General features: G+C 68.1%; 20 protein-coding genes and 3 tRNA genes. 16 read left to right on the top strand and 7 right to left on the bottom strand.

Annotated features, from left to right (window positions below):
• Positions 1–93: 93 nt before the first annotated feature.
• A complete protein-coding gene (gene mobA, locus IEY81_RS06305) occupies positions 94–663 on the bottom strand; it encodes a molybdenum cofactor guanylyltransferase (RefSeq protein WP_189117598.1) in 570 nt (189 codons plus the stop codon).
• Between the two features lie 23 nt (positions 664–686).
• On the opposite strand from mobA, the gene IEY81_RS06300 reads away from it, so the two are divergent.
• The 4 genes from IEY81_RS06300 (at position 687) to IEY81_RS06285 (ending at position 3,774) form a co-directional block, all read left to right on the top strand.
• Entirely contained in the window at positions 687–1,463 is a 777-nt protein-coding gene (locus IEY81_RS06300; RefSeq protein WP_189117597.1) for a carbon-nitrogen hydrolase family protein, read from the top strand.
• 85 nt (positions 1,464–1,548) lie between these two features.
• Positions 1,549–3,366: a hypothetical protein gene (locus tag IEY81_RS24100; protein ID WP_229787417.1), complete on the top strand. Its 1,818-nt coding sequence runs from the start codon at positions 1,549–1,551 to the stop codon at positions 3,364–3,366.
• A 49-nt stretch (positions 3,367–3,415) separates the two neighbouring features.
• The gene (locus IEY81_RS06290) at positions 3,416–3,646 is read left to right on the top strand and encodes a biotin/lipoyl-binding carrier protein (RefSeq protein ID WP_189117596.1); all 231 of its coding nucleotides are present in this window, start codon (positions 3,416–3,418) and stop codon (positions 3,644–3,646) included.
• 43 nt (positions 3,647–3,689) lie between these two features.
• Positions 3,690–3,774, top strand: a tRNA-Ser gene (locus IEY81_RS06285).
• Positions 3,775–3,858: 84 nt separating this feature from the next.
• On the opposite strand, the gene IEY81_RS06280 is transcribed toward IEY81_RS06285, so the two are convergent.
• A complete protein-coding gene (locus IEY81_RS06280; RefSeq protein WP_189117595.1) occupies positions 3,859–4,083 on the bottom strand; it encodes a hypothetical protein in 225 nt (74 codons plus the stop codon).
• Between the two features lie 171 nt (positions 4,084–4,254).
• On the opposite strand from IEY81_RS06280, the gene IEY81_RS06275 reads away from it, so the two are divergent.
• The 3 genes from IEY81_RS06275 (at position 4,255) to IEY81_RS06265 (ending at position 5,203) form a co-directional block, all read left to right on the top strand.
• On the top strand, positions 4,255–4,749 hold the full coding sequence (locus IEY81_RS06275; protein ID WP_229787436.1) for a hypothetical protein: 495 nt from the start codon (positions 4,255–4,257) through the stop codon (positions 4,747–4,749).
• A 43-nt stretch (positions 4,750–4,792) separates the two neighbouring features.
• Positions 4,793–4,886 (top strand) — tRNA-Ser (locus IEY81_RS06270).
• Positions 4,887–5,062: 176 nt separating this feature from the next.
• Positions 5,063–5,203, top strand: coding sequence for a hypothetical protein (locus tag IEY81_RS06265; protein ID WP_189117593.1), 141 nt, complete (start codon positions 5,063–5,065; stop codon positions 5,201–5,203).
• Between the two features lie 68 nt (positions 5,204–5,271).
• On the opposite strand, the gene IEY81_RS06260 is transcribed toward IEY81_RS06265, so the two are convergent.
• Positions 5,272–6,327 carry a helix-turn-helix domain-containing protein gene (locus IEY81_RS06260; RefSeq protein ID WP_229787415.1) on the bottom strand — a complete coding sequence of 352 codons (1,056 nt, stop codon included), beginning with the start codon at positions 6,325–6,327 and terminating at the stop codon, positions 5,272–5,274.
• A 107-nt stretch (positions 6,328–6,434) separates the two neighbouring features.
• On the opposite strand from IEY81_RS06260, the gene IEY81_RS06255 reads away from it, so the two are divergent.
• A tRNA-Arg gene (locus IEY81_RS06255) sits at positions 6,435–6,507 on the top strand.
• Between the two features lie 195 nt (positions 6,508–6,702).
• Here IEY81_RS06255 and IEY81_RS06250 read toward each other — a convergent pair.
• A complete protein-coding gene (locus tag IEY81_RS06250) occupies positions 6,703–7,170 on the bottom strand; it encodes a nuclear transport factor 2 family protein (RefSeq protein WP_189117592.1) in 468 nt (155 codons plus the stop codon).
• Between the two features lie 213 nt (positions 7,171–7,383).
• On the opposite strand from IEY81_RS06250, the gene IEY81_RS06245 reads away from it, so the two are divergent.
• From IEY81_RS06245 to IEY81_RS06225, 5 genes are read left to right on the top strand one after another with little or no spacing between them, the layout of a single operon-like run.
• Positions 7,384–7,821 carry a MarR family winged helix-turn-helix transcriptional regulator gene (locus tag IEY81_RS06245; RefSeq protein WP_189117591.1) on the top strand — a complete coding sequence of 146 codons (438 nt, stop codon included), beginning with the start codon at positions 7,384–7,386 and terminating at the stop codon, positions 7,819–7,821.
• A 41-nt stretch (positions 7,822–7,862) separates the two neighbouring features.
• Positions 7,863–9,044 carry a flavin reductase gene (locus tag IEY81_RS06240; protein ID WP_189117590.1) on the top strand — a complete coding sequence of 394 codons (1,182 nt, stop codon included), beginning with the start codon at positions 7,863–7,865 and terminating at the stop codon, positions 9,042–9,044.
• A 42-nt stretch (positions 9,045–9,086) separates the two neighbouring features.
• Positions 9,087–10,115 carry an LLM class flavin-dependent oxidoreductase gene (locus IEY81_RS06235; RefSeq protein ID WP_189117589.1) on the top strand — a complete coding sequence of 343 codons (1,029 nt, stop codon included), beginning with the start codon at positions 9,087–9,089 and terminating at the stop codon, positions 10,113–10,115.
• Complete coding sequence (locus IEY81_RS06230) at positions 10,112–11,725, top strand: AMP-binding protein (protein ID WP_189117588.1); 1,614 nt, start codon at positions 10,112–10,114, stop codon at positions 11,723–11,725. The genes IEY81_RS06235 and IEY81_RS06230 overlap by 4 nt, the downstream gene beginning before the upstream one ends.
• A complete protein-coding gene (locus tag IEY81_RS06225) occupies positions 11,722–12,654 on the top strand; it encodes a hydroxymethylglutaryl-CoA lyase-like TIM-barrel protein (protein ID WP_189117587.1) in 933 nt (310 codons plus the stop codon). The genes IEY81_RS06230 and IEY81_RS06225 overlap by 4 nt, the downstream gene beginning before the upstream one ends.
• Positions 12,655–12,713: 59 nt before the next feature.
• Here IEY81_RS06225 and IEY81_RS06220 read toward each other — a convergent pair whose 3' ends face one another.
• Positions 12,714–13,703 (bottom strand): Ldh family oxidoreductase, encoded by a 990-nt coding sequence (locus IEY81_RS06220; RefSeq protein ID WP_229787412.1) that lies wholly within the window; start codon positions 13,701–13,703, stop codon positions 12,714–12,716.
• 180 nt (positions 13,704–13,883) lie between these two features.
• On the opposite strand from IEY81_RS06220, the gene IEY81_RS06215 reads away from it, so the two are divergent.
• Positions 13,884–14,345, top strand: coding sequence for a PaaI family thioesterase (locus tag IEY81_RS06215; RefSeq protein WP_229787410.1), 462 nt, complete (start codon positions 13,884–13,886; stop codon positions 14,343–14,345).
• An 82-nt stretch (positions 14,346–14,427) separates the two neighbouring features.
• Here the strand turns inward: IEY81_RS06215 and IEY81_RS06210 are convergent, their stop codons facing one another.
• The gene (locus IEY81_RS06210) at positions 14,428–15,948 is read right to left on the bottom strand and encodes an MFS transporter (RefSeq protein ID WP_189117585.1); all 1,521 of its coding nucleotides are present in this window, start codon (positions 15,946–15,948) and stop codon (positions 14,428–14,430) included.
• Positions 15,949–16,228: 280 nt separating this feature from the next.
• On the opposite strand from IEY81_RS06210, the gene IEY81_RS06205 reads away from it, so the two are divergent.
• Together IEY81_RS06205 and IEY81_RS06200 are read left to right on the top strand one after the other, a co-directional pair.
• The gene (locus tag IEY81_RS06205; RefSeq protein ID WP_189117584.1) at positions 16,229–16,768 is read left to right on the top strand and encodes a type II 3-dehydroquinate dehydratase; all 540 of its coding nucleotides are present in this window, start codon (positions 16,229–16,231) and stop codon (positions 16,766–16,768) included.
• Entirely contained in the window at positions 16,768–17,517 is a 750-nt protein-coding gene (locus IEY81_RS06200) for a carboxymuconolactone decarboxylase family protein (protein WP_189117583.1), read from the top strand. The genes IEY81_RS06205 and IEY81_RS06200 overlap by 1 nt, the downstream gene beginning before the upstream one ends.
• A 60-nt stretch (positions 17,518–17,577) precedes the next feature.
• On the opposite strand, the gene IEY81_RS24095 is transcribed toward IEY81_RS06200, so the two are convergent.
• A partial coding sequence (locus tag IEY81_RS24095) for an oxidoreductase C-terminal domain-containing protein (protein WP_276529623.1) occupies positions 17,578–17,812 on the bottom strand: 235 nt, incomplete at its 5' end.

The raw sequence follows: 17,812 nt of genomic DNA, 5'->3' as shown, positions 1-17,812 counted from the left end.
CGGATAGTCGGTGTAACAGCGTGTTACAGCTCGAAATACGGCTCGGCGCGGCTCGGTCGCGGCCCGCCCGCGACCACCGCCGGCGACGACCGGTCAGAGGTTCTTGAGATCGGTCCAGGTGTCGATGTCGCGGTGCTCGTCGCCCTCGGACGGCACCTCGACCAGCTCGAGATCGGCGAGCAGCTTGTGCAGCGGCATGTTGTGCTGACCCTCGTGGTCCGGGCGCACCTCGGCGAGGCGGTCGGCGGAGAGCACCATCGCCAGCTGTCGACATCCGTCGGGCCCGACGAGCACCGCGCCGTCGCGCCCGAACGCCGCCTCGCGGAGCCGCGACAGCGTGCGTGGACGCAGGAAGGGCATGTCGACGGCGACCACACCGACGTACGCCCGCGGCCTCAGCAGCGCGTCGACGCCGGTCAGCAGCGCGGCGACCGGGCCGCCGAAGCGCGGGTCCTCGCGGACGAAGGTCACCGGGCGCTCGGTGATCACCTGGTCGCCCACGACGACGACCTCCATCGCGTCGACGACGGCGTCCAGCGCCCACGCCAGCATCGTGCGGCCGCCGAGCTCGATGCCGGACTTGTCGATCCCGTCGAGGCGGGAGCTGCGTCCTCCGGCGAGCAGCACCGCGGCGTACGGCTCCCATTCGTCCCAAGCAGTCACGACGGGGACTCTAGTCTGGAGGAATGACCACCTGGAACAGCCTCCGGATCAGCCTGGTGCAGCAGGCCTCGGGTCTCGAGCCCGACGCCAACCGGTCCCTCCTGGCCGAGCTGACGCCCGACGACAGCGACCTGGTCGTCTTTCCCGAGGTCTTCTCCCGCGACTTCGGCAAGCCGGGCTCAGACCTCGGTCCGTACGCCGAGGAGGTCGACGGACCGTTCGGGGCCGAGGTGGCCCGGGTGGCGAAGGAGCGGGGCACCACGGTGGTGGCCGGGATGCTCGAGACCAGCGGAGACCCGGAGGGCAGGCCGTTCAACACCCTGCTCGTACGCGGCGGGGCCGAGGCGGCGTACCGGAAGATCCATCTCTACGACTCGTTCGGCTACAAGGAGTCCGACGCGCTCCTCGCCGGGGAGATCGAGCCGAAGGTGATCGACATCGGCGGCGTCCCCACGGGCCTGATGACCTGCTACGACCTGCGCTTCCCCGAGCTCGCCCGGCGGCTGGTCGACGAGGGTGCCGAGCTGATCGTGCTGCCGGCGGCCTGGGTGGCCGGGCCGCGCAAGGTCGACCACTGGCGCACCCTCGTGCGCGCACGCGCGATCGAGAACACGGTCTTCATCGCGGCAGCCGCCCAGCCGACGCCGCGCTACTGCGGCCACTCGATGGTCGTCGACCCGCTCGGGGACGTTCTGGTCGAGGCCGGAGACGATGACCAGGTCGTCTCCGCGACGATCGAACGAGGGGTCCTGGAGGAGGCTCGGCGCACCAATCCCTCCCTGGTCAACCGCAGGATGTGAGGTTCGTCAACAAGTCCCGCTCACGGGGGTAACCGGATATCGATGACTCGTTAGGTTCACCCCGTCGCCGGTATCCTCGTCTGTTATGGACCGAGCCCCCCGCCGTCGCGCTGACAAGAGCAAGCGTGGCCGTCGTGCAGCCGGTCGCAGCGAGCCCACACCCGCCTACGTCGAGCCGACGTCGAGCGAAGCGCTGGCGTACGACCAGTGGGCGGAGGACGACTGGGCCGGCTATCAGCACACCGGCCAGCCCTATGGCGACCCGTCCTACGGGGAGCAGACCGACGACCGTGGCAACGACCAGGGCTGGAACGACGGCTGGGCCGATCAGACGTGGTACGACGACCGTCGGTCGCCCGCCGAGCCGCCGCCCACGCCGGGTGGCGGTCGCCGGATCGCCTCGGGGCGCAGCGAGTCGCAGGAGCCCGACGAGCCGAACGGTTACACCGGGAAGCGCGCCCGGATCACGCCCGAGGAGCCTGAGCCCGCCTACGGCGGTTACCCGGCTCCGGCCTACCGCAACGAGCCGGCGCCGGCGCTGAGCGGCCCGACCGCGCCGCCGCCGAGCGCGCGGCAGGCTCCGGCCTACTCGACCGGAACCTATGGGCGGACCGGCCTGGCCCAGGCGCCGCACACGCCGTCCCACATCCAGCAGCCCGGCTACCAGCCGGACTCCTACCAGCAAGACACTTACCAGCCCGAGTCCTACCAGCCTGATCCTTACCAGCCCTACGGCACCGACCCCTATCAGGCCGACGTCTACCAGTCCGGTCAGGTCGAGACGATCCAGGACCCGGCGGCTCCCTACGAGCCGGAGACGGCCGGACGGCCCAAGACCGCGGCCAAGGTGACCTCGTTCCTGGCGCAGCCGCGAGTTCCCGGTGCCGGCGCCGCGCGAGCGGGTCTCGGCCTCATCGAGAGCCTCACCTCCGGCACGATCCGGCTGATCTGGATCGTGGCGCTCGCCGTCGGTCTCGTCGGCCTCGCGATCAGCGCCTTCGACCTGGGCCCGGAGATCTTCGGCGGCCTCGGTGCCGCCGTGGTCGGCACCGCCTACACCTTCGCGCTCGCGCACCGCACGGGCGGCCGCCCGCTGATCTTCGGAGCCCTGGCAGGGGTCGCCGGGATCGTCGTGGTGCTCGTCGACAACGAGGCCCTGCGTACGGGGGCGGCGGTCCTGGTCGCCTCGGTCGCCGCCGTCCTCGCGGTGATGGGCACCGTCCCGTCGCGTCGCTTCCCGAAGACGATCCGCGAGGCGTTCATCGCCGTCGGCATCGCCGCGCTCGGCAGCTTCGCGGCGCTCGGCTTCGAGCCGGTGGTGATGGTCTCGCGGTTCGAGTACGCCACGCTGGCCTGCTCTCTGGCGATCGCCTTCTTCGCCGTCTACCGCCTCGGCGCCGGCCTGCACGGCCTCGGCCGACGCGGCGCGATCGTGGTCGGCATCGGCGGCCTGATGCTCGCGCTCACCCTGATCTACGCCGAGATGCTGCGCCGCTACGGCAGCACCGGCCTGCTCGACTCGGTCGGCGACATGCAGCGCTGGTGCCGGATCCACATCGGTGGCTATCCGCACCCGATCCAGGCGTTCTTCGGCGTACCGGCGCTGGTCTGGGGCACCCACATGCGTGCCCGCCGCCGTCAGGGCTGGTGGGTCTGCCTCTTCGGCGTCGCGCTCACCGCGCCCGTCGCGAGTACGTTCCTCAACCCCGACGTCGGCCTGCTCGAGGCCGGGCTCTCGGTCGTCTATAGCATCCTGGTCGGTCTGGTGATCGCCTTCGTGATCATCCGCATCGACCTCGCGCTCACCGGATCGACCGCCGGCGGCGGCCGCCGCGCAGCGCGGGAGGCCGACGAGGCCAGCGCCGTACGCCCCGAGCCGAGCCGCACCCGTTCGCTGCTCTGAGGCCCGTTCTGACTAGGGATACCACCGGGTAACCCGTACGTTCTGGGGTATGAACCGCAGAACCCCCACCACGATCGCTGCCGAGATGGTCGCGAACGTCATGAGCGTCGGAGTGCAGCCAGGGGACAAGGTCGCCGCAGGTGACACCGTCATGCTGCTGGAGTCGATGAAGATGGAGATCCCCGTCCTCGCCGAGGCGCCGGGCACGGTCGTCGCGGTCAAGGTCGCCACCGGAGACGTCGTCCAGGAGGGTGACGTGCTCGTGGAGTTGAGCGCCTGACCCGGTGGCGCACTAGACTCCGTTGACGCGCCCACGGGCGCATGGAGGGGTGCCGGAGTGGCCGATCGGAACCGCCTTGAAAGCGGTCGTAGGGAGACCTACCGCGGGTTCGAATCCCGCCCCCTCTGCAGATTGAGCGCCAGCGAAAGCTGGCTGAGGGGGCGTTGGCGCGGGCGTGGCCCTGCCAGATTGAGCGCCAGCGAAAGCTGGAGCTAGACCTCCTGCAGGTGCCGGTCGACGTCGATCATCACCTGCCGCAGTTCGAGGAGCAGGTTCTCGAGGTCCGTACGGTCGAGCACGTCGTCCGCGAGCACGGCGAGCCGGCTCAGCAGCGTGCCGCGGTCGCGGAGCACGCTGACGTCGGCGAGCGCATGCCACTCCTGACCGTTCTCGAGGGTCAGCAGCGAGTCGCGTACGCCGTTGAGACGCTGCCGCACCTCCCATCGCCAGAGGCCGACGTTCTCCTCGGGGCGGGGAGCAGCGATCGCGGTATCCAGGGCCCGAAGAGCATCCGAATCATGTGGAAGCACACCTGTCATAAGTAAAGTGTGACCTAGGTCACGTGCCTGATCAAGCCGATGCGGTCTCCCGCGCGCGTGTCGGTCACAATGGGGAGCGTGTCGACCGCTGAGCTCACCTACTACCGCCTCGCTCCCACCGTGCAGGCCCGCCTCCTGGGCGCCTCCGTGGTCGGGCTGGCGCTCCTCGTCTTCGCCGGTACGGCGATCGTGATCGCGGCCCGGATCGACTTCGCCTGGCTCTTCATCCCGCTCGTCGTCGGCGTCGTCGCCGTGGCCGGGTTCGGCTGGTGGCTCCGCAACAAGGCGTACGTCCTGCGCGCCAGCGCCCAGGGCTACCGCGTCTCGTTCGTGCGCGGTGCGGGCGTGCGTGAGGCCCGCTGGGCCGACATCCAGGAGGCGGTGACCACGATGCCCGCCGGTACCCCCTGCCTCGAGCTGCGGCTCAAGAAGGGCGGCGCGACCATCATCCCGGTGACCATCCTCGCCCTCGACCGTGAGCAGTTCGTGCGCGAGCTCCAGGGCTTCCTGAAGGCCACGATCAAGCCTCTCGACACCGGCTCGGGAACCACCGAAGCGCCCTGATTGGTCCCAGGCCTGCCGGTCTTGTAGCCTGTTCGCGCGGTATGGAGGCGTCGCCTAGTCTGGTCTATGGCGCTCGACTGCTAATCGAGTTTGGGGCTTAAACCCCATCGAGGGTTCAAATCCCTCCGCCTCCGCCAGTTTCACCGAGTTTGGCCCCCTTCGCGAGGGGGCCAAACTCGTTTCTGACCTGCATTTTTGTGCAGTGCACGACCGTACGCCGGAACGAGAACTATCCGTAACACGGTGATGTGCACAATAATCAGTCCGTAGGCCTCTCGGCACCTGTCGGCCTCGAGACCAGGAAGGAAAGAACATGAAGTTCGTACGCACCGCAGTTGCGCTCACGCTGGCCTCGGCCGCCACCGTTGCTGTCAGCTTCTTCGCAAGTGCTCCTGCTCAGGCCGACACCACGTGGCCGAACATCATTGCGAGCGACACCACGTGGCCTAACTAGGCAACTCGGTTGCGAATCCCCCGGCAGATGCTGGGGGATTCCGCCTGGGCGAAGGCGAGTTCCAACTCTCAGTCAGAGAACCCTTCGCCGATCCCGCCGCCGGCACGCCCGATCTCGTAGCCCAGTTGGAAGCGCGTATCCGCGTCGTACTCTTCCTTGAGGTCTGACACGTACCCGGCGTAAGTACGTGGACTCACGCCGAGCCGCTTTGACGCCGCCGGGTCGGAGTGCCCCTCGATCAGCATCCGCAGCGTCATTGCCCGCTGCTCACCGGCGATGTCCTTCAAGGTGGACGAGTCAGCCGCCGAGAACGGGCGACCTCGCTCCCAGGCCCTCTCAAAGACGTCGACCAGGTAGTTGACGACCGCGGGCTCACGGATCGCAACTGCGGTCGCGACGCCTTCAGGCCCTGGGATGATCGCCACGTTTCGGTCGAAGATCATGGTCCTGTTGAAGAACTCGTCCAGAGTGCGTACCTCGCCGCCGGCTGCGGTCACGGCGGCTACGTACTCCCTGGTACCGCTGTTTCGTCGTGCTGCGTGCTGATAGAGAGTGCGAAGCTTGACGCCTCGTTTGATCAGTTGCGTGTCCTTCTGAATCGCGTTCGACAGCACGGCGCCGGTATCGCGACCATCCTGCGGTTGTGCTGTGAGCGCCTCAAACTCGCACTCTGCTACGAGAGAGTCGATGTATCGCTGCACTGCGGACCCGTGCATATAGGCGAACGGGCCGAGCTCGTCAGTGGGGGCGGATCGTCGCCACGCGCTCCGAAGCGCGGCGAAGTCGTTCGCCCACTCCGCTGACTCTTGGAGGAGCCGGATGCCCTCCTGGGTCATCGGGGTGACGACCTGTGCTTGGACGGTCGCGGGATCGACGGTGGTCCAGACGGTCGGGTCCTCGGCAGGCTGCCGTACGAGACCGAGCTCGACCAGCGCGGCCAGAGCGTCGACGAACTCCCCGCCTTCGTTGATCCGTTCGTCGGAAGAGGGCAGAAGGCCTTTCTCGGCGATCAACTCGAAGAGCTCGATGCCCTTGGCTTCGAGCAGCGCACGCGTTGTGGGCGCGCGTCCTTCTTCGGTCACGTTCTCCTCCTCGCCGGACGGCGTGGGTCGACGCTTGCTCACGCTCCACCTCCCCGATGCTGTGGCTAGCGCCAGATCTTCTCACACGTGGCGATTTCTGGTCACGGACCATCTTCCGCTACTGTTCTACACGTTGCTTCGGTAACACTGCGCCTGTAGCTCAACGGATAGAGCATCTGACTACGGATCAGAAGGTTTGGGGTTCGAATCCCTACAGGCGCGCAGAACACAGAAAGGCCCCTGGTCGGCGAAAGCCCGGCGAGGGGCCTTCTTCGTTTCTCTGGGCGATATGCACGGAACGTCGCCCGGTGCCTGGTGCGTGAGGTCGTCTGCGGGCCGCTATGACAGAGGGTCCGACCTTGTGAACGTTTCACGAGGTCGGACCCTCTGTCATAGTCCCTCAGCGGCGAGGAGGGGTCACGGGTTGATGCCGCCCACTCCCGGGAAGTCGATGTCCGTCAGTGGGGCCTCGTACTGCAGGAACGGGGCGTGGCGACGCTTGGCGACCTTCCAGCCGTCGGCGGTCCTCACGTAGCCGTCGACGACGTGTACGCCGCGCACGATGACCGAGGGAGAGTCGGCGAGCATCATGGTCGCGAAGATGTGCAGGTCGCCGGTCGCGTCGTCGCCGTCGACCTCGATGCGGATGCTGCTGATCGAGTGGTTGACGGTCTTGAACGGGGCCAGGGACGGGACCAGAGAGTCCGCGAAGCTGTTGCCGTCGAACTGCTTCAGGCCGCCGAAGTAGCTCAGATCGGCGTCGGGGATGAAGCAGGTCCGCATCAGGTCGGTGTTGCGGCGATCCATGGCGTAGGCATAGCGCTCCACGAGACGTCTGATCTCGCGGATGTCTGCGAGTTCTTGGGTGGTCTGGGCATTGGCCATCGGGCTGCTCCTGCCGGATTCGTGGGGCTCCGTCGGTGAGGGCGCCGGAGCGGAGGTCGTCACGACAATAGACCGCGACAGTCGGACTAGCAAGCATGCGAATAAGCTGACTGATAATGCAGCGACCCGGTCCTGCGGCCCTAGACTGCGCCCATGGTCAAACCTGCGAAGAGCGACGACGACGCCCTCGAGTCTTCCGAGTACGACACGGAGATGATGCTCCTGGTGGACTCCGTCTTCCGTCTGGAGCGAGCGATCGCTCGGATCGGTGCGATGCGTCTGCGGCCGTGGCGGATGACGCTGTCCGGGTATGCCGCGATGCGGGTGATCCAGTCGCGTCCGCAGCTGTCGTTGATCCAGCTCTCGCGGCGATGCTTCGTCAAGCCTCAGACGATGACACGCATCGTCTCGAAGCTCGGCGAGGCGGGGTACGTCAAGCGCACGACGAGCTCCGGCAATGAGCGCGCCATGTCGCTGACGCTCACCGCCAAGGGTCGCAAGGTGCTGCGCGAGATGGACGAGGAGGTCCTGAAGATCAACGAGACCCTCTCGCAGAACCTGCCGGACGCCGAACGGGCGAGGTTGATCGGTTTCATGCGCGACAGCGCCATCGCGGTCGAACGGGAAGCGGCGGACCTCGAAGGCTTATAAGCATGCTTGCATTTCCCGGGTAGGCGTCCTACGGTGTCGGCATGCCCGGCACTGTGGAGACGCCCGACGGCGTCCGTGACCTCGACCCCGACTTCTTCAGGTTCGTCCTGGGCCACTACCCCAGCGGGGTGGTGGCCATCACCGGCCGTGATGCCCAAGGCGCACCTGTCGGCATGGTCGCGACGTCGTTCACCTCGGTCTCGCTCGATCCCCCGCTCGTCGCGTTCCTGCCCATGCGCACCTCGAGCACGTGGGCGGCGCTGCAGGAGACCGAGGCGTTCTGCGCCAACGTCCTGACCGCCGACCAGGAGCAGGTGTCGCGCCAGCTCGCCGTCAAGGGCGGCGACAAGTTCAACGGCATCGGCTGGCGGCCGGGCCCGACGGGCTCACCCGTGCTGGACGATGCCGTCGCCTGGGTCGACTGCACGATCAGCGCGGTCCACGACGCCGGGGACCACGTCATCGTGGTGGGGGCGGTGCAGGACCTGCGGGTCGAGAACCCAGCCTCTCCGCTGCTGTCGTTCCAGGGCGGCTACGGCACCGTCGCCTCGCCGGCGCTCGCCGCGAGCGGCCTGCCGGACCAGCCGGAGGTGGTCGAGCACTTCCGGCTCGTCGACCGGCTCCGTCCGCTGATGCTCGAGGCTTCGCGAAGGCTCGGAGTCGAGGTGGTGGCGACTGCCCTCCTCGACACCGAGGTCGTCGCCCTGGCGACCAGCGGGCATCCCGAGCCCGGGCGGCTGCCGACTCGCGTCGGTCAGCGCATGCCGTACCAGCCTCCGCTCGGGGCGGCGTTCGCAGCGTGGTCCGACCCCGAACGCTGGGTCGCCCAGCTTCCTCCCGGCCAGCGGGACCACGCACGAGGGCTGGCTCAACGCGTACGCGATCGGGGCTGGTCCGCCACGCTCGGGGGACCGGACAGTCTCGCGCTGGAGCGGGCCCTCTACCGGCTGCCGGTCGACGCGCCGGCGCCGGAGGAGCTCGAAGCGGTCGGGCGCCTGCTCGACCCGCTCGACGAGACCTATGAGCCCCGCAGGTTCGCGGTGAAGGACCGGATCCCGCTGCGGACGGTCGCCGTCCCGGTGCTGGGCTCGGTGGGCGCGGTGCGGCTCGTGCTGACGGCGTACGGCCTGCCGCAGTTCTCCACCCACGACGACTTCGTCCGCTACCGCGACACCTTGCTGAACGTTGCCCGGGCCATCGGGCCCGGGAGCATGAGCGCCTGACCCGGCCGCTCCTCCGATTTTCCGTCGCACGAAGGGACACCGATGTTCGAACTATTCACCGGAGCGCAGCCGCTGGTCGGAGGCGAAACCGACCCCGGTCCGCTCGAGAAGCGCATCGACAGCCTCGATCAGGCCCAGGTCATCGACCGAGTGCTGATCGGCTACTCGTCGATCTGGCCGCACAACCATGCCGTCGTGCCCTACGCGCTCGCCCGCAGCAACCACTTCTCCCCGATCATGGCGCATCGCCCCGGTGTGATGTCGCCGGTCTCCGCCGCGCGCTTCTTCGCCTCGCTCGATGTGCTCGCACGCGGCCGCCTCGCGCTCAACGTGGTGGTCGGAGGGAGCGACAAGGACCTGATGCGCGAGGGCGACAGCACGCCGAAGGCCGACCGCTACCGCCGGGCGACCGAGTACCTGGACATCGTGCGCAGGGCCTGGACGAGCACCGAGGCGTTCGACCACCACGGCGAGTTCTACGACGTCGAGTCCGTCAAGCTGCAGACGCGCCCGTTCCAGGGCCAGGTGCCGATCTTCATGGGAGGCGACAGCGAGGATGCGATCGAGTTCGGCGCGAAGCACGCCGATCTCTACATGCTGTGGGGCGAGCCGATCGCGGGCACCCGCGAACGCATCGAGCGGGTGCGGAAGGCCAGCGAGCGGCACGGGCGCGAGATGCGGTTCTCCGTCAGTCTCCGACTGTTCGTGGCCGAGACCGACGACCTCGCCTGGCAGGCAGCACGCGGGGTGGAGCACGAGATCATGGCGGCGCAGGGGACGAACACCTTCCTGCGCTCGTCGAAGGGCGACACCTCGGTGGGCCGTCAGCGGGCCTTGGCGCTGACCGACGAGGAGCTCCACGACGACTGCTTCTGGACCGGCCTGACCAAGCTGCTCGGCGGGTTCGCGAACTCGCAGGCGCTGGTGGGCTCGTACGACCGGGTCCTGGAGTCTCTCCGGCGCTATCGGGAGCTGGGCGTCGACGCCTTCTTGGTGACGACCGGAGCCGAGGCGAGCTACGATCCGTCACTCGCGGAGTTCCTCGCCGAGACGAAGCGGGCACTGGCATGAGCGGTCGTGAGCTGGACGGTATGGGTGGTGGCACCATCGGTGGCCTGTTGGCCCGCCGGGCGGCAGCCATCCCGGACAAGACCGCGGTGATCACGCCGCACGCCGAGCTCACCTACGGCGAGCTGGACTCGATCGCCACGAGGATCGCCTCGGGATTCCAGGGCCTCGGTCTGACGAAGGGCGACGCGGTCGCGATCTTCCTGCGCAACCGGATCGAGTGGGTCACCTCCTGGCTCGGCACCGCGCGCGGCGGCTTCGTGTGCGTCCCGGTCAACACCGCGTACAAGGCGTCGTTTCTCCTGCACGCCCTCAGCCTCACCAAGGCCCGGGTGATCGTCACCGAGTCGCTGCTCCTGCCGGCCGTCGTGGCCGAGCTCGCCGAGCTGCCACAGCTGGAGTGGGTCGTGCTCGTCGACGAAGCCGCCGAGACGGCGGATGCGATGAAGGTGATCAGCTACGGCGAGCTGCTCGACAGGGGAGACCCTGATGCGAGGCTCCCCGAGGTCGCGCACACCGACATCACCGGCATCGCGCTGACCTCCGGCACAACCGGCAAGAGCAAGGGTGTGGTGATGCCGCACTACCAGGCGGTGGTGGCAGCCCGCGAGAACGTCGAGTCGATGGGCACGACGTCGCGCGACCGACTCTACACCTGTCTGCCGATGTTCCACGGCGCGGCGCAGCTCAACATGTGCCTGCACAACTTCTACGCCGGAGCGACGATCGTCCTGGCCGAGAAGTTCAGCGCGAGCCGGTTCTGGGACGAGATGCGCTCCTACGACATCACCATGTTCAACGCGCTGGGATCCATGCTTCCGATGCTCCTCGCCCAGCCGCCCTCCGAGCGGGATCGTGACCATCGGGTGCGACGGATCTTCGCGGCGCCCGCTCCACCGGACGTGCTCATGCCGTTCGAGGACCGCTTCGACATCCACGTGGTGGAGGGATACGGGCTCACGGAGATCAAGAACGTCACGTACAACCCGATCGAGACGCGGAAGATCGGCTCGATCGGCAAGCCCAGCAACACCACCGAGCTGCAGATCCAAGGCCCTACCGGTGAGCAACTCCCGGTCGGCGAGGTCGGCGAGATCGTCTACCGGCCGAAGGTGCCCAACGTGATGTTCACCCACTACGTCGACGATGTGGAAGCGACGCTGGCGACGATGCGCAACATGTGGTGGCGCACGGGCGACCTCGGGTACGTCGACGCCGACGGCTTCTACTACTTCGTCGACCGGCAGAAGGACGCGCTCCGCCGTCGTGGTGAGAACATCTCCTCCTACGAGGTCGAGTCGGTGCTGATGAGCTTCCCGGGGGTCCTCGAGGCGGCCGCGGTCGGCACGCCGTCGGATCTCGGAGAGGACGAGGTGCTGGCGGTCATCGAGACCGATGACGCCGACGGCTTCGACGTCGAGGGTCTCTTCCACCATTGCGACCAGCGACTCCCGCACTTCATGGTGCCTCGGTACTACCGAGTGCTGTCCACCCTGCCGCGTACGCCCACGGGCAAGATCCAGAAGGGCGTGCTGCGCACCGAGGGGAGAGAGGGTCCAGGTCGCTCCTGGGACTCCTGGGAGGCTGGGCTGCGCCCGACGAGGCACGCATGACCCGGGTCGTCCTCAAGGACGTGGCTCCCCGCCTCGCCCTCCAGGCTCATCAGGTCGACACCGGTGTGAAGGTGGAGCTCATCGACCGGTTGACGGCGGCAGGGATGCCGGCGATCGAGGTGTCGTCGTTCGTACGTCCTGACCTGGTTCCCGGCCTCGCTGACGCCGAGGAGGTGTTCGCCAGGATCGATCGTTCGCAGAGCACCACGCTGCACTGCTGCGTCGGGAACGAGACGGGGCTGCGGCGGGCGATCGACGCCGGCGCCGACGTCGCGTGGTTCCTGCTCTCGGCGGACGACGAGTTCTCTCGCAACAACACCGGCAGCAGCACGGACGAGGCCATCGACCGCCTCGGCCGGCTGGTGAGCATCGCGGACGGGACCGACACGGCATTGGGCACGTACGTCATCTTCGCCTGGGGCGGGCCGAGCGGTCCTCCGCGGGGACCTGAGGTCATCGAGCGCTTCGCCGGCAGGTTGCACGACATCGGCGTGCGGGACTGGCTGCTGGCCGACTCGTTGGGATACGCGTCGCCGCGTCAGGTGCGCGAGATGATCGACGCGGCTCTGACGGTGAACTCGCCGGAGCACCTCTCCGTGCAGGTGCACGACTCGCGGGGGATGGGTGTGGCGAACATCGTCGAGCTGGTCGGGTTGGGCATCGACCACATCGACGTGTCGCTGGGCGGCTCAGGTGGGCACCCCGCGATTTCTGGGGTTCCGGCCGGCGGTGTCTGCAGCGAGGACGCCGTGCAGCTGCTCGACCGGATGGGGATCGACACCGGTGTCGATCTGCAGCTGCTGGTCGAGACGGCCACCTGGTTCGCCGAGGAGGTGGGTGTCCCGGGCCCTGGGTTCGTCCGCAAGGTCGGTCCGGTGCCGGTCGAGGAGACCCGCGACAGCGGTCCGCGCTTCTCCTGGAGCTCCTGAGGAGATGAGAACGGGGCCTCCCGCCACCTCGGTGGCGGGAGGCCCCGTTCGACGTGCTGTCAGTGCTGAGCCGCGATGCGCCGTAGTCCGTCGAGCACCGCGGGCTCGACGTGGACGACGCCGCGCTCGCGCGCTTGCTCGCGCGTCCGGCGCGATCGGTCGAAGGGCATCCGGACCTCGTCGACTCCCTCGGCGGTCCGGGTGCTTCGTACCCAGTCCGCGTACTCCGAGGCGCGGGCTCGGAAGTCGTCGGCATCGGTCACGGTCGCCGGGTCGATGGCGACGACGAGGAAGCCCAGTCCGGCCACCCCGTCGGTGATCGCCGGAGCTCCGGTCATCATACCGAGGAGCTGGACGACCAGGGCGAGGCCGGAGCCGCGGTGTCCGCCCCATACGGTGAACGCCCCTGCGAGCGCCTCGGCGGGCGAGGTCGTCGGCTGTCCATCGGGGTCGAAGGCGATGCCCTCGGGCAGCTCCTCACCGAGCCGGTTGGCGAGCACGACCTCGGCGTAGGTCACCGACGAGGTGCCGGTGTCCCAGATGATCGGCTCGTCGGCGGTCGGGAACCCGAAGCCGATCGGGTTCGTGCCGAACCGTGCTTCGGTGCCGCCGTGCGGCGCCACCAGGCGGCCGGCGTTGCCCGCGATCATGCCGACGAGGCCGGCGGCGGTGATCTGCTCCAGATACCACGAGTACATCCCCGTGTACCAGGTGTCCGTCGCGGCAACCACGGCCATGCCGCCGGACCGCGCCTTCTCGATCGCGGTCTCCGTGGCCCGCTGAGCGACGACGTAGCCGACCGTGTCGCCGCCGTCGATCGTCGCCGACAACGCCGAGTCCCTGACCACCTGAGGCGGCCGTGCCGGCGTCGCTGTCGACTGGATCCGCTCGGCGACGGAGAGCGCCCGAGGCAGGCCGCCGTAGTTGAGACCGCGCAGCTCGCAGTCGATGAGGTGTGCGCTGACCGTCGAAGCGTCCTCCCGGGACAGGCCGACGGCCACCATCGCCCGCTCTACCACCTCTGCTGCCTCCGGCACTGACAGAGACACGATCCCATTGTTTGTAAGCATGCTTGCATTATGGGACGATGTGGTCCGGGTTACAAGGAATCCGACCGAAAATGTCAGCATGCTGATATGACAGATGATGGGTATGCCGAGCTGACCTCCGCTCTACGTGGATTCCTCGATGCCGTGGCGACAGCCGGGCCGCACGATCAGGTGCAGGCCTTGACCGACGACCTGCGCCGCTGGACCGCCATCCTGGCCGAGTCTCGGCAGGAGGAGGGGAAGCGTGTCTTCGGGGAACGGTTCGATCTGCCGGATCGCGGGCAGACCTTGACGCCTGTCTTCGCGCCGCAGGTCGTCACCACCTCGAAGGTCGAGGGGACCGCTTGGTTCGGCGACTACTTCCATGGCAGCAACGGCGCCGCACACGGCGGTACGTTGCCGCTCCTGTTCGACGAGGTCTTCGGTCACATCGCGGTCGAGCGGGGGAGCCGGGCGCGGACGGCGTATCTGCACACCGACTTCCGCTCGGTGACGCCCATCGGGGTCGACCTGCAGGTTCGGGCGTGGGTCGAGCGGGCGGAGGGGCGCAAGCTGTTCCTGGCTGCAGACCTGAGGGACGGCGAGGTCGTGTGCGCCGAGGCCGAGGCGCTCTTCGTTCTGCTGCGGGACGGAGCCCCCTGATCGGGTGGGGCGGACGTGGGAGCGCCGCCCCTCGCACGTCCGAGTCGTGCGGGGGCGGCGCTCTGTGGGGGAGGGGAGAGGGTCAGTCTCGCACGGGCGCGCTGCCGTCGATCCACTCGGTGTTCTCGGCCGCCCTCTGGTCGAAACGTGCTTCCCTGACCAGGAGCCCGGCCAGGAGCATGAGGAACGCTGTCCCGGCTAGGAACAGCCATACGTGGACGTAGTTCTCGCGAGCCGGCAGCGGTAGGCCCGGCACGTGGGAAGCGGCGAGGAGAGCGGTGATGATCGGCGGTCCGAGCGCGCCGATCGCAGTGCTCGCGGCTCGAGCCGCGCCGGTGAGCATCCCCTGCTCGCCCGGTCGGGCCGCGCGCAGGTAGGCCGCGGTCGATGCCGTGTAGGACAACGCGTAGGCGGCGCCGATCAAGAAGGAGAGGATGAAGACCTGCAGCGAGGTGCCGGAGACCTGCGAGAACCATACGAAGGCGAGCAGCGCGATGGTCGCGCCGGCGATGCTGGTGCCGCGTTGGCCGAACCGGCCGATCACCTTGCCGGCGATGCCGCCGCCGAAGGCGATGGTGAGACCGCAGGGCAGCAGGTAGACGCCGGCCATGAGGGTCGATGCGTCGAGACCGTAGCCTGCGATGCTCGGAGTCTGCGCGTAGTTGCAGATCGCCAGGGCGCCGTTGATGCCCAAGATGGCCACCACGCCGGCGATGACGAAGGCCGGCCACACGTCGCGTCGCTTGATCACCCTGAGGTCGAAGAGCGGCTGGCGGTGCCGCAGCTCCCAGGCCGCCCACGCGACGAGAAGCAGTGCCGCGACCGCGAGCAGCGAGACGAGCAGCCCGGCCGTCCACTCGTTCGCCTTCCCGATCGAGTAGACGAGGAGAGTGAGCCCTCCTGCCAGCAGGAGCGCGCCGACGTAGTCGACAGGAACGCGCGTACGCGTCGGGATGTCCTCCACGAACGCCCAGATGAGCGCGAGCAGGACCACCGAGAGGATCAGGATGAGCCAGAAGACCGTTCGTACGCCGCCGCCGAGCTCCAGCACGGCCCCACCCACCAGGTAGGACCCCGATATGGCGAGGCCGATGGCGAAGGTCATCGCGCCGGAGTACTTGTCGGACTCCTTCCCGCTGCGGCTGCGACCCCGCAGGATCGCGTAGTAGATCGGGAGCCCGGCGTTGAACCCGATGATGACGCGACCGGCGAGCAGCGTCTCGAAGTTCTGCGCGGCGACGCAGACGATGTTGCCGAGCACGACCATGCTCGTGGTGAGCAGCAGCATCCTGCGCATCCCGAACAGGTCCGCCAGACGTGACAGGACCGGCACGCTGGCGGCCGCGGCGATGCCGGTCGCCGAGAGCACCCATGCCGACTGGCCGGGAGTGAGCGTGAAGGTCGAGGCGATCTCCTTGAGCAGCGGGATGACCGTCAGCTGCTCGGTGTCCAGGCACAGGACGATCAGGAAGCCAATCGCGAGGGCCAGGCCCTGTTCCGAGACACCGACGGCCTTGATGCGACGCCCCACGGCAGAGGTCGTCTCGTCGTCGCTCGCGGGGACATCGGGATTCGACGTCGCGCCGGGCATCTGACTCGTCATCGCGCACCCCGAGGTGCCGACGGGTGGATCGTGAGTTCCGTGAAGCGGACGGTGAAGGACATGCTCCAGCGCTCCTAGGTGGTGAGTGTGCGTGACGAACGTCACGACCGTAGAGCGAGGTCGACGAAATAGCAAGCATGCTTATAAGAATGCTGTGTTCGGGTTGTCAGTGCAAGGCGAGAAGCATTGACAAGGGCGGAACCAATAAGCATGCTGATCAGCGCGCTGCTGTCGTCGATGGTGGCGTACTCACCTTCAACGTCTGAGAGCGAGATCCACCATGTCGACGAATGCCCCCGAGCTGCCGGGCCTGCGGTCGAGCGACCGGCGTCATGTCATCGCCGTCATCGACGGCCCCAACGTCTCCAACCTGGCCCGCCGCAACAAGCGGATGTACGGCCCGCAGGTCTCGGCCGAGGGGCTGGGCGAGTTCGTCCAGGAGTGGGGTGCCCGGCTCGGCGTCGAGGTCGAACGTTTCATGTCGAACCACGAAGGCGAGATCCTCGAGTTCATCCACGAGTCCGGTGAGCGAGTCGACGGATACCTCGTGAACCCGGCCGGCCTCACCACCACGAGCGACATGGTCCCGTTCGCTCTCTACGACACCGGCAAGCCGGTGATCGAGGTCCACTTCGCCAACATCAAGGCTTCGGCATCCACGGCGCGTGGACCGGTCTACGGGCCGCGCGAGTCCACCTTCACCCCGTACGTCGCGGGCCAGTTCATGGGGATGCGTGAGTACAGCTACGCCGGTGCGCTCCTCTCTCTCGTGCTCGCGCTCGACGACACGACCTTTCTCGGCGCGCCGACGGAGGAGTGATGGTCGCTGAGCCTCCGCAGGCCATCACCGGGAGCCAGTCGGTCATCGACTACCTCGCCCATGGCGGTCGCTGGTCCGCCGGGCTCGAGGAGGTGCTGGCCCGCTCGCCCGCCTTCGCGGAGGGGCACCTGCAGATGGCGACGAGCGCCATGCGGAACGGCGGGCTCAGTCAGAAGACCCGGGAGTTCGTCCTGCTGGCTGCGAACCTCAACGCCACCCACCTGAACCTCGGCGCGGCTCGTGACCATCTCCGCAGCGCGCGCGAAGCGGGCGCCACCGACGACGAGCTCCGGGAGGTGCTCCAGTGCGCGAGCATGGTCGGGTTCCATGCCGTCGTCATCGGCCTCGGTCCGCTTCAGCGCATCGCGCCGGTGGACCTGTCCCGCGAGCTCACCGCGGAGGAGACGCAGCTGAAGCAGTCCTTCATGGACCGCCGAGGTTACTGGTCGAGCCAGTGGGACGAGCTCCTCCGGCGGGACCCATCGTTCTTCGCCGCGGTCCTGGAGTTCTCCGCGGCACCGGCCGCTACCGGCGCGCTCTCGGCTCTCGACAGGGAGTACGTCTACATGGCGTTCGACTGCTCGCCGACGCACATGTTCGAGCCCGGCCTGGAGCTGCACATGCGCGAAGCCATGAAGCTGGGTGCCACCGCTGAGGACCTGCTCGTCGTGCTCGAGTTGGTCAGCACGATCGGCCTCGAGGCGGCTACCACCGGCTACGAGCTGCTCGATGCGCTCGACGCCCGCTGACCGGATGTGTGGCTCCCTTCGTGCAGTGGGCCGGTCGCAGGGGATACGACCGGCCCACGTTCATGACGCGGAGGCCAGACTCGCCTTCTCGAGGGCCCACGCGAGCTGGGTGGCGATCGGCACCGAGAGGTCGCCGAGGCTGCCCGGGTCGACGGGGAGCCGTTCGGCGATGACCCTCTTGCTGAAAATGAACTGCTGGGGACGGTTGACGCAGTCGGCGGCGATCAGCTCGCCCTTGCGCAGGTAGAAGCAGGAGAACTCGCGGTCGGAGCGCGGGTCGCCGCGCAGGACGACC

The organism is Nocardioides luteus (assembly GCF_014648595.1).
Classification (GTDB): Bacteria; Actinomycetota; Actinomycetes; order Propionibacteriales; family Nocardioidaceae; genus Nocardioides; species Nocardioides luteus.
Note: the sequence above shows the minus strand (reverse complement) of the source record. Positions and strands in the feature narration are given on the sequence as shown.

Coding starts and splice junctions, on each gene's coding strand:
- IEY81_RS06300 (WP_189117597.1), top strand. CDS start 687: ATGACCACCTGGAACAGCCTCCGGATCAGCCTGGTGCAGCAGGCCTCG.
- IEY81_RS24100 (WP_229787417.1), top strand. CDS start 1,549: ATGGACCGAGCCCCCCGCCGTCGCGCTGACAAGAGCAAGCGTGGCCGT.
- IEY81_RS06290 (WP_189117596.1), top strand. CDS start 3,416: ATGAACCGCAGAACCCCCACCACGATCGCTGCCGAGATGGTCGCGAAC.
- IEY81_RS06275 (WP_229787436.1), top strand. CDS start 4,255: ATGGGGAGCGTGTCGACCGCTGAGCTCACCTACTACCGCCTCGCTCCC.
- IEY81_RS06265 (WP_189117593.1), top strand. CDS start 5,063: ATGAAGTTCGTACGCACCGCAGTTGCGCTCACGCTGGCCTCGGCCGCC.
- IEY81_RS06250 (WP_189117592.1), bottom strand. CDS start 7,170: ATGGCCAATGCCCAGACCACCCAAGAACTCGCAGACATCCGCGAGATC.
- IEY81_RS06245 (WP_189117591.1), top strand. CDS start 7,384: ATGATGCTCCTGGTGGACTCCGTCTTCCGTCTGGAGCGAGCGATCGCT.
- IEY81_RS06240 (WP_189117590.1), top strand. CDS start 7,863: ATGCCCGGCACTGTGGAGACGCCCGACGGCGTCCGTGACCTCGACCCC.
- IEY81_RS06235 (WP_189117589.1), top strand. CDS start 9,087: ATGTTCGAACTATTCACCGGAGCGCAGCCGCTGGTCGGAGGCGAAACC.
- IEY81_RS06230 (WP_189117588.1), top strand. CDS start 10,112: ATGAGCGGTCGTGAGCTGGACGGTATGGGTGGTGGCACCATCGGTGGC.
- IEY81_RS06225 (WP_189117587.1), top strand. CDS start 11,722: ATGACCCGGGTCGTCCTCAAGGACGTGGCTCCCCGCCTCGCCCTCCAG.
- IEY81_RS06210 (WP_189117585.1), bottom strand. CDS start 15,948: ATGACGAGTCAGATGCCCGGCGCGACGTCGAATCCCGATGTCCCCGCG.
- IEY81_RS06205 (WP_189117584.1), top strand. CDS start 16,229: ATGTCGACGAATGCCCCCGAGCTGCCGGGCCTGCGGTCGAGCGACCGG.
- IEY81_RS06200 (WP_189117583.1), top strand. CDS start 16,768: ATGGTCGCTGAGCCTCCGCAGGCCATCACCGGGAGCCAGTCGGTCATC.